The organism is Streptomyces sp. SN-593 (assembly GCF_016756395.1).
GTDB lineage: Bacteria > Actinomycetota > Actinomycetes > Streptomycetales > Streptomycetaceae > Actinacidiphila > Actinacidiphila reveromycinica.
The window spans coordinates 2865960-2881433 of record NZ_AP018365.1 but is presented as its reverse complement, the minus strand read 5'-3'; the positions used below and the strand labels follow the sequence as shown (position 1 = coordinate 2881433).

Genomic DNA, 15474 nt, shown 5'->3' with positions numbered 1-15474 from the left:
GGAGCCTCTGGCGGAAGCCGCGGGCCGGTGAGGTGGGGTGCCCGGTCAGCCGTAGACGATTCGGCGGAGCTGGCGCTGGGACAGCGCGGCCGGGGCGACCGCCCGGTGCGGCAGCTCCTCGCCGATCCGCTCGAAGATCTCCGTGTTGACCAGGCCCTTCACCTGGAGCTCGCGGTGCCTGCGGCAGACGTACTCCTCGGTCGTCTCGTCGAAGTAGGCCAGGACGTCCATCACCACCCGGGCCGCCTCGCCGCGGTGCAGCGACGTGGTGCGGACCAGGTGGTCGATGAGGTCGTCGTAGGACGTCCGGGGTTCGGGCACTCGTTGATACTCATCAGATCATCGCCGCATTGCAAGAATCCTGCCCGTTTTCGGGCACCCCCGTGCGGTGAGGGTGGGCCGAACGGGTGAGAAACGACCCGCGACGGGTCACTCGGTCACGCCCAGCTCCCTCGCGATCAGCATCCGCTGCACCTCGCTGGTGCCCTCGCCGATCTCCAGGATCTTGGCGTCGCGCCACATCCGGGCCACCGGGTACTCGTTCATGAAGCCGTATCCGCCGTGCACCTGGGTGGCCTCGCGGGCGTTGGTCACCGCGATCTCGGAGCTGTAGAGCTTCGCCAGCGCGGCCTCCTTCTTGAAGTCCTCGCCGCGCACCAGGCGCGACGCCGCGTCCCGCCAGGCCAGGCGCGCGGTGTAGGCACGCATCTCCATGTCCGCGAGCTTGAACTGGATCGCCTGGTTGGCGCCGATCGGCCGGCCGAACGCCTTGCGCTGCCGCGCGTACGCCAGCGACTCGTCCAGGCAGCCCTGGGCCAGTCCGGTGGCCAGCGCGGAGATCGCGATCCGGCCCTCGTCGAGGATCCGCAGGAACTGGGCGTACCCCCGGCCCTCCTCGCCCAGCAGGTTCGCCCGCGGGACCCGGCAGTCCGCGAACGACAGCTCCCGGGTGTCCGAGGCGTTCCAGCCGACCTTGCTGTACTTCTTGGACACCGTGAAGCCGGGGGTCCCGGAGGGCACGATGATCGAGGAGATCCGCGGCCGCCCGTCCTCCTTGCGGCCGGTCACCGCGGTCACCGTGACCAGGCCGGTGATGTCGGTGCCGGAGTTGGTGATGAAGCACTTCGTGCCGTTGATCACCCACTCGCCGGTCGTCTCGTCCAGCCGCGCGGTGGTCCGGGTGCCGCCCGCGTCCGAGCCGCACTCCGGCTCGGTCAGCCCGAAGGCGCCGAGCATCTCGCCCGAGCACAGCCGCGGCAGCCAGGTCCGCTTCTGCTCCTCGGTGCCGAACCGGAAGACCGGCATCGCGCCCAGCGACACCCCCGCCTCCAGGGTGATCGCCACCGAGGAGTCGACCCGGGCCAGTTCCTCCAGCGCGAGCCCGAGCGCGAAGTAGTCCCCGCCCATCCCGCCGTACTCCTCCGGGAACGGCAGCCCGAACAGGCCCATCCGCCCCATCTCCCGCACGATCTCGTACGGGAACTCGCCCCGCTCGTAGAAGTCGCCGATCTTCGGCGCGATCACGTCGTGGGCGAACTCCTCGACGGTCGCCCGCAGCGACTCGTGCTCCTCGGACAGACGGTGGTCGATCGACATGGCTACGGCTCCCGGTGGGTGAGGGCGCGGACGGTCCGGGACGGGCTGGGCCGTCCCAACTGCTCCGCCATCCAGGCGCTTGTGGCGCTGAGGCGGTCGAGATCGACGCCGGTCTCGATGCCCAGTCCGTGCAGCATCCAGACCAGGTCTTCGGTGGCGAGGTTTCCGGTGGCGCTCTTGGCGTACGGGCAGCCGCCCAGGCCGCCAGCCGAGGCGTCGACGACGCCCACGCCCCGCTGGAGCGCGGCCAGCGTGTTCGCCAGGGCCTGGCCGTAGGTGTCGTGGAAGTGCACCGCGAGATGCCCGATCGGGACCCCGCCGGCGGTCAGCTCGTCCAGCAGCGCCACCACGTGGCCGGGTGTCGCCACGCCGATGGTGTCGCCGAGGCTCACCTCGGTGCAGCCCAGTTCGTACAGCCGGCGGGCCGCCCTCGCCGCTCGGGCGACCGGGACCGGGCCCTCCCAGGGGTCGCCGAAGCACATCGACAGGTAGCCGCGCACCCGCAGGCCCTCGTCGCGGGCCCTGGCCACCACCGGCTCGAACATCGCCAGCGACTCCGCCACCGTGCGGTTCAGGTTCGCCCGGGCGAAGGACTCGGTGGAGCTGCCGAACACCGCGATCTCCCGGACCCCGAGCTCCAGCGCGCGCTCCAGCCCCCGCCCGTTCGGCACCAGGACCGGGAGCCGCAGCTCGGGGCGGGCGGCCAGGTCCGCGAGGCGCGGCATCAACTCGGCCGCGTCCGCCAACTGCGGGACCCACGTGGGGTGCACGAAGCTGGTCACCTCGATCGTGGTCAGCCCCGCCTCCGCGAGGCGGTGCACGAACTGCGCCTTCACCTCCGTCGCTACCGTCGACTTCTCGTTCTGCAGGCCGTCGCGCGCGCCGACCTCATGGATGCGGACGTGACCCGGCAGGCCGGGCATCGGCACCGCCATCGGCAGGCCCGCGGAGAGCACCGAGCCGTGGTCCGTGGCGTCGGACGTCATGACGCCTCCCCGTTCCCGTCCGGCGAGGCGTCCGGGGAGCCGTCCGGGGAGCCGTCCGGAGTGACCACCGCCAGCACCTGGTCCATCGCCACCGCCGTGCCCGCGGCGACGTCGATCTCGGCCACCGTGCCGTCATGCGGTGCGGCGATCACGTGCTCCATCTTCATCGCCTCCACCACCAGCAGGCTCTGCCCGGCCACCACCCGCTCGCCCTTGGCCACCTTCACCACCGTGACCGTGCCGGGCATCGGCGCCGTCAGCGCACCGCCCCCGGCACCCGCCGCCGCCCCGCGCAGGGCCGCCGCCACCGGGTCGTACGCCTGCACGTGCCAGCTGTCGCCGTCCCGGCCGAGCCAGTCTCCCGCCGCGTCGAACGTGCACACGGTGCCCTCGCGGTACAGCGCCACCCGCGACCCGGTCACCTCGATCCGCGCCTGCGCCTGCGGGCCGTCGCCGATCCTGACCCGGCCGTCGCGCACCCCCACCCGCACCGGGTCGCGGCCGGGCACCCGCAGATGGTGCACCGTCCAGGCCGGCTCCCCTCCCAGCCGCCATCCGCTCGGCACCGAGAAGGGATCGACCCATCCGCCGCCCTCCGTCTCCGCGGCCAGCGCGCGCTGCCGCAGCAGCGCCGCCGCCGCGTACACCTCGTCGGGCACGCCGTCCGGCACCAGCAGGCCCGCGTCCCGGTCGATGAGTCCGGTGTCCAACCGGCCGGCGGCCACGTCCGGATGGGCCAGCAGCCGGCGCAGGAAGCCGGTGTTCGTCTCCAGCCCCAGCACCACGGTGCCGGCCAGCGCCGCCCGCAGCCGGCGCAGCGCCGTCGCCCGGTCCGGGCCGTACGCGATGACCTTGGCGAGCATCGGGTCGTACGCGGTGCCGACCTCGGTGCCCGGCGCCAGGCCCGAGTCCACCCGCACACCGGGACCGGTCGGCTCGCGCAGCTCCAGTACGGTGCCCGCCGACGGCAGGAAGTCCACTCCGCCGTCGCCCGGCCGCGCCGTCTCCGCGCAGATCCGCGCCTCGATCGCGTGCCCGGTGAGCGTGACGTCCTGCTGGCCGAAGTCCAGCGGCTCGCCGCAGGCCACCCGCAACTGCCACTCCACCAGGTCCAGTCCGGTCACCAGCTCCGTGACCGGGTGCTCCACCTGGAGCCGGGTGTTCATCTCCATGAAGTAGTACGCGGCCGGGTCCGCGCCCGGCACGATGAACTCCACGGTGCCCGCGCCGGTGTACCCGCAGGAACGCGCCGCCTGCACCGCGGCCTCGCCCATCGCCTCCCGGGTAGCCGGATCCAGCAGGACCGAGGGCGCCTCCTCGATCACCTTCTGGTGGCGGCGTTGCAGTGAGCACTCCCGCTCGCCCAGGTGCACCACGTTGCCGTGCGCGTCGGCCAGCACCTGGATCTCGATGTGCCGGGGGCGGTCGATCCACCGCTCCACCAGCAGCGTGTCGTCGCCGAACGAGCCGCGCGCCTCCCGGCGGGCCGCCGCGATCTCCTCGGGCAGCCGCGCCGCGTCCCGGACCAGCCGCATGCCCTTGCCGCCACCGCCCGCCGACGGCTTGAGGAGCACCGGCATGCCGATCTCCCGCGCCGCCTCGGCCAGTTCGTCGTCGGTCAGCCCGCTGCCGCTGCTGCCGGGCACCACCGGCACACCGGCCGCGCGCACCGTCTGCTTGGCCCGGATCTTGTCGCCCATCAGCTCGATCGCGTCCGCCGGCGGTCCGATGAAGACCAGGCCGGCCCGGGCGCAGGCCCGGGCGAAGCCCGCGTTCTCGGCGAGGAACCCGTATCCGGGGTGGACCGCCTGCGCGCCGGCCTCGCCCGCCGCGCGGACCAGTTCGGCCGCCGACAGGTAACTGTCCACCCGCACCGCGCTGTCGGCCTCCCGTACGTGCCGGGCGTCGGCGTCCGCCTCGGTGAACACCGCGGCCGACCGCACCCCCGCCTCGCGCAGGGTGCGCATCACCCGCACCGCGATCTCTCCCCGGTTGGCGACCAGCACGGTGTCGAACATCGTCGGCCGGCTCGGGGTGGGCACACTGCTCATCTCGGCCCTCACATCCGGAAGACGCCGTAGCCCGGCGCGGTCGGATCGGCCGCCGGCAGCGGCGCGTTGGCACAGGCGGTCAGCGCCAGCCCCAGCACGGTGCGGGTCTCCAGCGGGTCGATGACCCCGTCGTCCCACAGCCGGGCCGTCGCGTAGTAGGCGTTGCCCTGGGTGTCGTACTGCTCGCGGATCGGCGCCCTGAACGCCTCCTCCGCCTCCTCGCTCCACTTCTCCCCGGCGGCCGCCAACTGGTCCCGCTTCACCGTGGCCAGCACCGAGGCGGCCTGCTCGCCACCCATCACGGAGATCTTCGCGTTGGGCCACATCCACAGGAACCGGGGGCTGTAGGCGCGGCCGCACATCGAGTAGTTGCCCGCGCCGTAGGAGCCGCCGATCACCACGGTCAGCTTCGGCACCCGCGCGCACGCCACCGCCGTCACCATCTTCGCGCCGTGCTTGGCGATGCCGCCCGCTTCGTACTGCCGGCCCACCATGAAGCCCGAGATGTTCTGGAGGAAGAGCAGCGGGATGCCGCGCTGGTCGCACAGCTCGATGAAGTGCGCGCCCTTGAGGGCCGACTCGGCGAAGAGGATGCCGTTGTTCGCCACGATGCCGACCGGGTGGCCCTGGACGTGGGCGAAACCGGTGACCAGTGTTGTGCCGTACTCCGCCTTGAACTCCGCGAACCGGCTGCCGTCCACCAGCCGGGCGATCACCTCCCGTACGTCGTACGGGGTGCGGGAGTCGGCGGGGACCGCGCCGTACAGCCCCGCCGGGTCCACCGCGGGTGGCTGCGCCGGCCGCACCGTCCAGGGCGGCGCTCCCCGGGCGGGGAGCGTGGCCACGATGTCGCGGACGATGCTCAGCGCGTGCGGGTCGTCCTCGGCGAGGTGGTCGGTCACGCCGGAGGTCCGGGAGTGCACCTCGCCACCGCCCAGTTCCTCGGCGGTGACCACCTCTCCGGTGGCGGCCTTCACCAGGGGCGGGCCGCCGAGGAAGATCGTGCCCTGGTTGCGCACGATGACGGCCTCGTCGCTCATCGCCGGTACGTAGGCGCCGCCGGCGGTGCACGAACCCATCACCGCGGCGATCTGCGGGATGCCGCGCGCCGACATGGTCGCCTGGTTGAAGAAGATCCGGCCGAAGTGGTCGCGGTCGGGGAAGACCTCGTCCTGCCGGGGGAGGAAGGCGCCGCCGGAGTCCACCAGGTAGACGCACGGCAGCCGGTTGTCGAGGGCGACCTCCTGGGCCCGGAGGTGCTTCTTGACGGTCATCGGGTAATAGGTGCCGCCCTTGACGGTGGCGTCGTTGGCCACCACCACGACCTCGCGGCCCGAGACGCGGCCGATCCCGGCGATCACCCCCGCCGCGGGTGCCTGGCCGTCGTACATCCCGTCGGCCGCGAGCGGGGCCAGCTCCAGGAAGGGGGAGCCGGGGTCGAGCAGTCCGTCGACGCGGTCCCTCGGCAGCAGCTTTCCCCTTGAGGTGTGCCGTGCGCGCGCCTTCTCCCCGCCGCCGAGCCTGGCGGTGGCGAGCTTGTCACGCAGCGTGGCCACGAGCGCGGTGTGCGCCTGCGTGTTGGCGCGGAATGCCTCCGATGTCGGATCTGTGGCACTGGTCAGGGCGGGTGCTGCCATGGGTCGGCCCCCCGGTGTGTTAGCGAGCGTTAACCGATGACTCCACGTTAACGCCCGCTAACGGGATTGTCTAGACTCGATTCCATGAGTCCGACGAAAGCTGTGGAAAACCGGCGCGAGCAGATCCTCCGGGAGGCCGCGCGGCTCTTCGCCGAGCGCGGGTTCCACGGGGTCGGCGTCGACGAGATAGGGGCCGCGGTCGGCATCAGCGGCCCCGGCCTGTACCGGCACTTCGCGGGGAAGGACGCGATGCTCGCCGAACTGCTGGTCGGGATCAGCGGGCGGCTGCTGTCCGCGGGCCGGATGCGGGTGGCCGAGAGCGGCGAGCCCGCCGAGGCGCTGGACGCGCTGATCCGCGGCCACATCGACTTCGCGATCGACGACCGGCCGCTCATCACGCTGCACGACCGCGAGCTGGACCGGCTGCGCGACTCGGACCGCAAGCTCGTCCGCCAGCTCCAGCGGCAGTACGTGGAGGAGTGGGTCGGCGTGGTCCGGCGGGTCTATCCGCGGGCCACCGAACTGGAGGCCCGCGCCGCCGTGCACGCCGTGTTCGGCCTGCTCAACTCCACGCCCCACCTCGGCGCGCAGTCCGGCCTGCCGGACCGGGCCGGAATGGCCGCCCTTCTGCACCGCCTCGCGCTGAGCGCGCTGGACGCCCTCGACGGCGGCTCCGGCCTGGACAGCGGCGACGACCGGCGGGTAACTTTCTGAGCGCTTGCTTACTTCTCCGACGGGAGGCGCGCTGTGCGTCGTACGGTGTTCAACGAGGACCACGAGGCGTTCCGCGCGACGATACGCGCCTTCATCGAGGCCGAGGTCGTGCCCGTCTACGACGAGTGGCTGGCGGCCGGGCAGGTGCCGCGGGAGTTCTACCACCGGCTCGGCGAACTGGGCGTCTTCGGCATCGAGGTGCCCGAGGAGTTCGGCGGCGCGGGCGAGACCAGCTTCAAGTTCCAGGTCGTGATCGGCGAGGAGCTCGCGCGCGCCGGCGTCAGCTTCGGCGGCAGCAGCGTGCACGTCGGCCTCTGCCTGCCGTACGTGATGGCGTACGCCACCCAGGAGCAGAAGAAGCGCTGGCTGCCCGGCTTCGTCAGCGGCGCCACGATGTTCGCCATCGCGATGACCGAGCCCGGCACCGGCTCCGACCTGGCCGGCATGAAGACCACCGCCAAGCTCGCGGAGGACGGCGGCCACTACGTCCTCAACGGGGCGAAGACCTTCATCACCGGAGGCGTCCACGCCGACCGCGTCATCGTCTGCGCCCGCACCGCCCCGCCCACCGCCGAGGACCGCCGCGCCGGCATCTCCCTGTTCGTCGTCGACACCAAGTCCGAGGGCTACACGGTCGGCCGCAAGCTCGACAAGCTCGGCCTGAAGACCTCCGACACCGCGGAGCTGTCCTTCTCCGACGTCCGCGTGCCCGCCGAGGACCTGCTCGGCGAGGAGGGCAAGGGCTTCTCCTACCTCGGCCAGAACCTGCCGCAGGAGCGGCTGGCCATCGCGGCCGGCGCGTACGCCCAGGCGGCGGCCGCCGTCCGCTTCGCGCAGGCGTACGTCCAGGACCGCACCGTGTTCGGCAAGACCGTCGCCTCCTTCCAGAACACCAAGTTCGAGCTCGCCGCCTGCAAGGCCGAGGTCGATGCCGCCGAGGCCGTCGTGGACCGCGCGCTGGAGGCCCACGACCTGCGCCAACTGTCGGCCGCCGACGCCGCCTCCGCCAAGCTCTTCTGCACCGAGGTCGCCGCCCGCGTCATCGACCGCTGCCTCCAGCTGCACGGCGGATACGGTTACATGAACGAATACCCGATCGCCCGCCTGTACGCGGACAACCGGGTCAACCGGATCTACGGCGGGACCAGTGAGGTCATGAAGTCGATCATCGCCAAGTCGATGGGCCTGTGAACGAGAACCCGACACCCCTGGAGTCCCTGCTTGATCTCCTCGACCTGGAGCGGATCGAGCAGGACATCTTCCGCGGCTACAGCCGCTCGGCCGTGGTGCCGCGCGTCTTCGGCGGCCAGGTCGCCGCGCAGGCCCTGGTCGCGGCCGGCCGCACCGTGCCCCCCGAGCGCGCCGCGCACTCCCTGCACGCGTACTTCCTGCGGCCGGGCGACCCCGGCGCGCCGATCGTCTACCAGGTGGACCGGATCCGCGACGGCCGCTCCTTCACCACGCGCCGCGTCGTCGCGATCCAGCACGGCCAGCCGATCTTCCACCTGTCGGCGTCCTTCCAGGTCCACGAGGACGGTCTGGAGCACCAGGAGGCGATGCCGCCGGCGCCCGACCCCGAGTCGCTCCCGTCGGCCGACGAACTGCTGCCGAAGCACGCCGACAGGTTCCCCGACCCGACGGTGATCGACCGGCTGCAGGAGGCGCGTGCCGCCGTGGACCTGCGCTACGTCGAGGACCCGCCCTTCCTCACCGCCGGGGTGCGCCGCGAGCCCCGCTCGCAGGTGTGGTTCCGCACGAGGGGCGAACTCGCCGACGACCCGCTGCTCCACGTCTGCCTCGCCACCTATGTGTCGGACATGACGCTGCTGGACTCCGTGCTCCTCGCGCACGGGCGCGGCGGCTGGGCGGTCGGCGACGTGGTGGGCGCCAGCCTGGACCACGCGATGTGGTTCCACCGCCCCTTCCGGGCGGACCAGTGGCTGCTGTACGACCAGCAGAGCCCGTCCTCCTCGGGCGGCCGGGGCCTGGGCACCGCCCGCATCTACACGCAGGACGGCGCGCTGGCGGTGTCGGTGATCCAGGAGGGCCTCGTCCGGGTGCCGCGCGCCTGACCTCCTGCGTCAGGTCCCGGGTGCCGTGTGACCGGACCTCGCCGGACAGGATCTAGTCGCGGGTCTTGCGGGTCCGGGTCCTGCGGGTCCGCGGGTCGGGGCGGTGCCGGCCGCCCCCGCCCGGTCGGGGCGCGGCCGGGCGGTGCCGCAGGTCGGCCGCGTCCAGCAGGTAGGACGCCATCGGGGCGTAGAAGTGGGGCTGCACGTTGTCGTCGAGCGGCACGCTCACCAGGACGCTGCCCTCGGACTCGCCGACGAAGAGGGCCGGGTCGTTGGAGTCCGCGAAGCCGACCGTGTCGATGCCGCGTGCCCCCGCGCAGCCCGCCCACCCGTGGTCGGCCACCACCAGGTCGGGCAGCCCGCGCCCGTCGCGCTCCAGGGCGTTGAGCACCTCGGCCATGGGCTCGGGCGAGTGCGTGTGCACCAGGCTGCCGCCCCGGTGCAGCATGAAGACGCCGCCGAGGTAGCGGATCTCGCCGCCGTCCGCGTACAGGTTCTCCGCCGGCCCGACCACCTGGCAGCCGACCGCCCGCAGCGCCTTGGCGAGCACGTTGTGCACCGCGAACAGGCCCGCGGGGTGCCCGCTCGCCAGCAGGACCGTGGAACGGTCCTCCACCGCCTTCCTCAGCACCTCGGCCATCCGGTCCAGCCCGTCGACGGTCAGTTCCGGGTCGATGGTGTCCTGCCCGTTGACGTGCTCGGGGTCGGCGACCACGCCGCACCGCTCGGCCATCAGCTCCAGCACCGCCGACGCGTCGGTCCACCGGTCGCCGAGGTCCAGCCCGAACCAGAAGTAGCGGTTGCCCTCGGCGAGCTCGCGGTAGTGGTCGAGGTTGTTCTCGCGAGGGGTCGCGACGTCCCCGGCGATCCGGGTGCGTATCAGGTGCGAGACGAGGGCCTGGCGAGTGGGGGTGGCAGGCAGCGGGTCCATGGGCATGGGCACATTCTCCCGCCCCGGCGTGCTGGTGTGCGACGCGCCCCGGATCGACGCCGAGGCGTAATCACCCCCGCCGATTGGAGGAAACGTACATTTCGGGGGGCGGTGCGGGTCCCTAGGGTCGCGGGTACCGGCGTACCGCGCCGGCACGCGGGAGCCCGCCGGGGCCGGCCGTTTCCGACCGCGCCGGGCCCCGGTCGCGGCGGGAACCGCCGCACGCGGTGTGGCTGCACAAGAGGCGCGGCCGTACCGGACGGCGTCCCCGCACCACGACGGCCGCACGACCGGGCGGCCCCGCACCACCACGGCCGCACGACACGGCGGCCGTGCGAAGACGGCGGTCGCACCGACGACCGCCCGACCGAGAAGAGGCAGCCCCATGAGCAGCGCCCAGCCGCGCGGCCCCGTCGACTCCTCGCGTGTCCCGCGCTACGCGGGCCCCGCGACCTTCGCCCGGCTGCCCCGGCTCGACGAGGTGGGCACCACGGACGTCGCCGTCGTCGGCGTGCCCTTCGACACGGGGGTATCCTACCGCCCGGGGGCGCGGTTCGGCGGCAACGCCATCCGCGAGGCATCCCGGCTGTTGCGTCCGTACAACCCGGCGCAGGACGCGTCCCCCTTCGCGCTCGCCCAGGTCGCCGACGCGGGCGACATCGCGGCCAACCCGTTCGACATCGGCGAGGCGGTCGAGTCCGTCCAGGCGGCCGCCGACGACCTGCTGGGCACCGGCGCCCGGCTCATGACGCTGGGCGGCGACCACACGATCGCGCTGCCGCTGCTGCGCGCGGTCGCCCGGCGGCACGGGCCGGTGGCCCTGCTCCACTTCGACGCGCACCTCGACACCTGGGACACGTACTTCGGCGCCGCCTACACCCACGGGACGCCGTTCCGCCGGGCGGTGGAGGAGGGCATCCTCGACACCTCCGCGCTCTCCCACGTCGGGACCCGGGGCCCGCTCTACGGCCGGAAGGACCTCGACGACGACGAGAAGATGGGCTTCGGCATCGTCACCTCCGCCGACGTGATGCGGCGCGGCGTCGACGAGGTCGCCCAGCAGCTCCGCGAGCGGATCGGCGACCGGCCGCTGTACGTCTCGGTGGACATCGACGTCCTGGACCCCGCGCACGCACCCGGCACCGGGACCCCGGAAGCCGGCGGGCTCACCTCCCGCGAGCTCCTGGAGATCCTGCGCGGCCTGGCCGGCTGCCACCTGGTCTCCGCCGACGTGGTGGAGGTCGCCCCGGCCTACGACCACGCGGAGATCACCTCGGTCGCCGCCTCCCACACCGCCTACGAGCTCACGACGATCATGGCCCGGCAGATCGCCGCGACACGCTGAGCCGGCCGCCGCCGGCATTCCGTCATCACTCGAAATGACTACGACCAAGGTCGCACTCCTGTGCGACCTTGGTCGTTGGATTTGTTGCGGGAGGATGAAACGCGCGGTCGGGCGCGTTGCGAGCGTGGGCAGGGCAGGCGGCAGCGGGCCGCGGGGACGAACGTGGTGGAGGACGGCGTGGCGAAGGCGAAGGCGGGGGGAGCGGTCGGTGACGGCTCCGCACAGGGCTGGCTCCTCAGGATCAGCGGCTACGCGTGGCGCTACAAGCGCAACGTGCTGCTGTCGTTCGGCGCGTCGCTGGCGGGCATGGGCGTCACCGCGCTGGTGCCGCTGGTCCCCAAGCTGATCATCGACGACGTCATCGTCCGGCACGACCGGCAGCTCGCCCCCTGGGCCGTCGCCCTGGTGGCGGCCGCGGCCGTCGTCTACGTGCTCACGTACATGCGCCGCTTCTACGGCGGCCGCCTGGCCCTGGACGTCCAGCACGACCTGCGCGACGAGATGTTCCGGTCGATCATGCGGCTCGACGGCCGCCGGCAGGACGAGCTGAGCACCGGGCAGGTGGTCGGTCGCGCCACCAGCGACCTCCAGTTGATCCAGGGCCTGCTGTTCATGCTGCCCGTCATGATCGGCAACCTGCTGCTCTTCCTGCTCTCCCTCGTCGTGATGCTGGTGCTCTCCCCGGTGCTGACCCTGGTCGCCCTCGCCGTCGCCCCGGCGCTGTGGTTCATCGCCGACCGCTCCCGCAAGCGGCTCTTCCCCGCCACGTGGTACGCCCAGGGCCAGGCCGCGGCGGTCGCCGGCATCGTCGACGGCTCGGTCACCGGCGTGCGCGTGGTGAAGGGCTTCGGCCAGGAGCGGCAGGAGATGGACAAGCTGCGGACGGTCGGCCGCCGCCTGTTCGCCGGCCGGCTGCGCACCGTCCGGCTCAGCGCCCGCTACACGCCGGCGCTCCAGGCGGTCCCCTCGCTCGGCCAGATCGGCATGCTCGCGCTGGGCGGCTGGATGGCCGCCCGCGGGCAGATCACGCTGGGCACGTTCGTGGCGTTCTCCACCTACCTGGCGCAGCTCACCGGCCCGGTGCGGATGCTGACCATGATGCTGACGGTCGGCCAGCAGGCGCGCGCCGGCGTCGAGCGCGTCCTCGAACTCATCGACACCCGCCCCACCCTCGACGAGGGTGCCAAGGTCCTCCCGCCGGGAGCTCCGGCCACGGTCGACTTCGACCACGTCAGCTTCGGCTACAGCGCCGAGCGCCCGGTCCTGGAGGGCTTCGACCTGAGCATCGAACCCGGCGAGACCGTGGCCGTGGTCGGCGCCTCGGGCTCCGGCAAGTCCACCGTCTCCCTGCTGCTGCCGCGGATGTACGACGTGACCGGCGGCGCGGTGCGGATCGGCGGCGTGGACGTCCGCGAGCTGACCTTCGCGTCGCTGCGTTCCGCGATCGGGCTGGTGCCCGAGGACAGCTTCCTGTTCTCCGACACCGTCCGGGCCAACATCGCCTACGGCAAGCCCGACGCCACCGACGAGGAGATCCTCGCCGCCACCCGCGCATCCCAGGCCCACGAGTTCATCAGCGCCCTTCCCGACGGGTACGACACGGTGGTCGGCGAGCAGGGCCTGACCCTGTCCGGCGGCCAGCGGCAGCGCGTCGCCCTGGCCCGCGCGATCCTCACCGATCCGCGGCTGCTGCTCCTGGACGACGCCACGTCAGCGGTGGACGCCCGGGTCGAGGCGGAGATCTTCGACGCCCTGCGCCAGGTGATGCGCGGGCGCACCACCCTGTTGATCGCCCACCGCCGATCCACCCTGGCGCTCGCCGACCGGATCGCGGTCCTGGAGGCCGGCCGGCTCGCCGACGTGGGCACCCACGACGAGCTCCAGGCGCGCAGCCCGCTGTACCGCGCGCTGCTCACCGACCCCGAGGCGCTCGGCGCCGACGTGGTCGACCTCGACCCGGCGGGCGCCGCGGTCCCGCGCCCGGGCTCGCGGTGCACCCACGACGTGTCGGCGGACGGCGCCTGCGGCGACCCGCGGTGCCTGCTGCGCGTCCAGGACGAGGCGGTCGACGCGGCGGAGCCCGCGCAGGCGACGGCGCTCGCGGGCGTCACCCCCGAGCTGTGGCCGGAGCACCTGCGGGTGGTCGACGAGGACGACCCCGCCGGCGGCCGGGGCGCGGCCGGACCGCCGGCGGCCGCGGCCGTGCGCCGGGCCGGGGGAGGCCCGGGCGGGGGCATGGCGGGCGCGCTCGCTGGGATGCCCGCCACCCCGGAACTCCTGGCCAAGGTCGCCGCCCTGCCGCCCGCCCTCGACACTCCGGACATCGACGAGGAGCGGGCGCGTGCCGCGGAAACGGGGTTCGGGCTGGGCAGCATGCTCCGCGGCTTCCGCAGCCCGCTGGTGCTGAGCCTGCTGCTCGTCGCGGTCGACGCCGTCGCCGGGCTGCTGCTGCCGGTCCTGATCCGGCACGGTATCGACGCGGGCGTACGCCGGCACGCGCTGCACGCGGTCTGGGTCGCCTCCCTGCTCGGGCTGGCGCTGGTCCTGCTGCAGTGGGTGGTGGAGTGGGGCTCCACCCTTCTCACCGGCCGCACCGGTGAACGCGTCCTGTACACGCTGCGCGTGAAGATCTTCGCCCACCTGCACCGGCTCGGCCTGGACTTCTACGAACGGGAGCTGTCCGGCCGCATCATGACCCGGATGACCACCGACGTGGACGCCCTGTCCACCTTCCTTCAGACCGGCCTGGTCACGGCGCTGGTCAGCGTGTTGACCTTCGCCGGCATCCTGGTGGCGCTGCTCGCGATCGACGTGCAGCTCGCGCTGATGGTCTTCGCGACCCTGCCGCTGCTGGTGGTCGCCACCTGGGTCTTCCGCCGCAAGTCGGTGCGCGCGTACGAGTCCGCGCGCGAGCGGATCGCCGTCGTCAACGCCGATCTCCAGGAACACGTCGCGGGCCTGCGGGTGGTGCAGGCGTTCCGTGGCGAGGAACTCGGCGCCCGGCGCTTCCTGAGCCGCAGCGACGAGTACCGGACCGCCCGGGTCCGCGGCCAGTTCCTGATCTCGGTGTACTTCCCGTTCGTGCAGCTGCTGTCCAGCGTGGCGGCGGCACTGGTGCTCATCGTGGGCGCCCACCGGGTCAACGCCGGCACCCTCACCGCCGGCGCCCTGGTCGCCTACCTGCTCTACATCGACCTCTTCTTCTCCCCGGTGCAGCAACTCTCCCAGGTCTTCGACGGCTTCCAGCAGGCCACGGTCTCGCTCGGCCGCATCCGCGAACTGCTGAACCGTCCCACCACGACCCCGCAGGCCGCCGACCCGCGGCCGGTGCACCGCCTGCGCGGCGAGATCACCTTCGAGGACGTCCGCTTCCGCTACGGCGGTACGGACGCCGAAACCCCCGACGCCCTGGCCGGCATCCAGCTGCGTGTGCCCGCCGGCCAGACCGTCGCCTTCGTCGGGGAGACGGGCGCGGGCAAGTCCACGCTGGTCAAGCTCGTCGCCCGCTACTACGACCCGACCGGCGGCGCCGTCCTCGTCGACGGCACCGACATCCGCGCGTTCGACCTGACCGGATACCGGCAGCAACTCGGCGTCGTCCCCCAGGAGCCGTACCTGTTCGCGGGCACCGTGCGCGACGCCATCGCGTACGGGCGGATGGACGCGACGGACGCCGAGGTGGAGGCCGCAGCCCGCGCGGTGGGTGCCGACGGGATGATCGCGACCCTCGAAGGCGGCTACCTCCACCAGGTCACCGAACGCGGCCGGAACCTTTCCGCGGGCCAGCGCCAGCTCATCGCCCTGGCGCGAGCCGAACTCGTCGACCCCGCGATCCTGCTGCTCGACGAGGCCACCGCCGCACTCGACCTCGCCACCGAGGCGCTGGTCAACCAGGCCGCCGACCGGCTGGCCGTCCGCCGCACCACCCTCGTGGTCGCGCACCGCCTCAGCACCGCCGCGCGGGCCGACCGCGTCGTCGTCCTCGACCACGGCCGCGTCATCGAGGACGGGACCCACGACGAACTGCTCGCCCGCGACGGCCGGTACGCGGAGCTGTGGCGCACCTTCACCGGGGAGGTCCGCTCGGCCGCCTGACCACCACCGCCCGGCCCGAAGCAGTCACCCCGCCCGCCCTCCGCCGT

11 protein-coding genes are annotated in these 15474 nt (G+C 73.0%); 5 read left to right on the top strand and 6 right to left on the bottom strand.

What is annotated here, in order from left to right; all coding sequences use genetic code 11:
* Nucleotides 1-45: 45 nt before the first annotated feature.
* The 5 genes from RVR_RS11820 to RVR_RS11800 all read right to left on the bottom strand — a co-directional run bounded on the left by RVR_RS11820 (nt 46) and on the right by RVR_RS11800 (nt 6270).
* Nucleotides 46-321, bottom strand: coding sequence for a hypothetical protein (locus RVR_RS11820; RefSeq protein WP_202233813.1), 276 nt, complete (start codon nt 319-321; stop codon nt 46-48).
* A 108-nt stretch (nt 322-429) separates the two neighbouring features.
* Nucleotides 430-1596: an acyl-CoA dehydrogenase family protein gene (locus tag RVR_RS11815; RefSeq protein WP_272933074.1), complete on the bottom strand. Its 1167-nt coding sequence runs from the start codon at nt 1594-1596 to the stop codon at nt 430-432.
* Nucleotides 1597-1598: 2 nt separating this feature from the next.
* Entirely contained in the window at nt 1599-2582 is a 984-nt protein-coding gene (locus RVR_RS11810; protein ID WP_202233812.1) for a hydroxymethylglutaryl-CoA lyase, read from the bottom strand.
* Nucleotides 2579-4600 (bottom strand): acetyl/propionyl/methylcrotonyl-CoA carboxylase subunit alpha, encoded by a 2022-nt coding sequence (locus RVR_RS11805; RefSeq protein WP_202238547.1) that lies wholly within the window; start codon nt 4598-4600, stop codon nt 2579-2581. Before RVR_RS11805 ends, RVR_RS11810 begins: the two co-directional genes overlap by 4 nt.
* A gap of 41 nt (nt 4601-4641) precedes the next feature.
* Nucleotides 4642-6270, bottom strand: a complete 1629-nt coding sequence (locus RVR_RS11800; RefSeq protein ID WP_202233811.1) for a carboxyl transferase domain-containing protein — start codon at nt 6268-6270, stop codon at nt 4642-4644.
* Nucleotides 6271-6354: 84 nt separating this feature from the next.
* Between RVR_RS11800 and RVR_RS11795 the strand changes: the two genes are divergently transcribed.
* The 3 genes from RVR_RS11795 to RVR_RS11785 are packed head-to-tail and all read left to right on the top strand — an operon-like array spanning nt 6355 to nt 9056.
* Complete coding sequence (locus RVR_RS11795; protein WP_202233810.1) at nt 6355-6984, top strand: SACE_7040 family transcriptional regulator; 630 nt, start codon at nt 6355-6357, stop codon at nt 6982-6984.
* 33 nt (nt 6985-7017) lie between these two features.
* A complete protein-coding gene (locus RVR_RS11790) occupies nt 7018-8175 on the top strand; it encodes an acyl-CoA dehydrogenase family protein (RefSeq protein ID WP_202233809.1) in 1158 nt (385 codons plus the stop codon).
* Nucleotides 8172-9056 carry an acyl-CoA thioesterase gene (locus RVR_RS11785; protein ID WP_202233808.1) on the top strand — a complete coding sequence of 295 codons (885 nt, stop codon included), beginning with the start codon at nt 8172-8174 and terminating at the stop codon, nt 9054-9056. Before RVR_RS11790 ends, RVR_RS11785 begins: the two co-directional genes overlap by 4 nt.
* A gap of 52 nt (nt 9057-9108) precedes the next feature.
* Here the strand turns inward: RVR_RS11785 and RVR_RS11780 are convergent, their stop codons facing one another.
* Nucleotides 9109-9993 carry a phosphatase gene (locus RVR_RS11780; RefSeq protein ID WP_202233807.1) on the bottom strand — a complete coding sequence of 295 codons (885 nt, stop codon included), beginning with the start codon at nt 9991-9993 and terminating at the stop codon, nt 9109-9111.
* 379 nt (nt 9994-10372) lie between these two features.
* Here RVR_RS11780 and speB point away from each other — a divergent pair, with 379 nt between their 5' ends.
* Entirely contained in the window at nt 10373-11332 is a 960-nt protein-coding gene (gene speB / locus RVR_RS11775) for an agmatinase (protein WP_202233806.1), read from the top strand.
* Nucleotides 11333-11509: 177 nt separating this feature from the next.
* Nucleotides 11510-15427, top strand: a complete 3918-nt coding sequence (locus tag RVR_RS11770) for an ABC transporter ATP-binding protein (protein WP_202233805.1) — start codon at nt 11510-11512, stop codon at nt 15425-15427.
* Nucleotides 15428-15474: the final 47 nt, after the last annotated feature.

Coding starts and splice junctions, on each gene's coding strand:
- RVR_RS11815 (WP_272933074.1), bottom strand. CDS start 1,596: ATGTCGATCGACCACCGTCTGTCCGAGGAGCACGAGTCGCTGCGGGCG.
- RVR_RS11810 (WP_202233812.1), bottom strand. CDS start 2,582: ATGACGTCCGACGCCACGGACCACGGCTCGGTGCTCTCCGCGGGCCTG.
- RVR_RS11805 (WP_202238547.1), bottom strand. CDS start 4,600: ATGTTCGACACCGTGCTGGTCGCCAACCGGGGAGAGATCGCGGTGCGG.
- RVR_RS11800 (WP_202233811.1), bottom strand. CDS start 6,270: ATGGCAGCACCCGCCCTGACCAGTGCCACAGATCCGACATCGGAGGCA.
- RVR_RS11795 (WP_202233810.1), top strand. CDS start 6,355: ATGAGTCCGACGAAAGCTGTGGAAAACCGGCGCGAGCAGATCCTCCGG.
- RVR_RS11780 (WP_202233807.1), bottom strand. CDS start 9,993: ATGCCCATGGACCCGCTGCCTGCCACCCCCACTCGCCAGGCCCTCGTC.
- speB (WP_202233806.1), top strand. CDS start 10,373: ATGAGCAGCGCCCAGCCGCGCGGCCCCGTCGACTCCTCGCGTGTCCCG.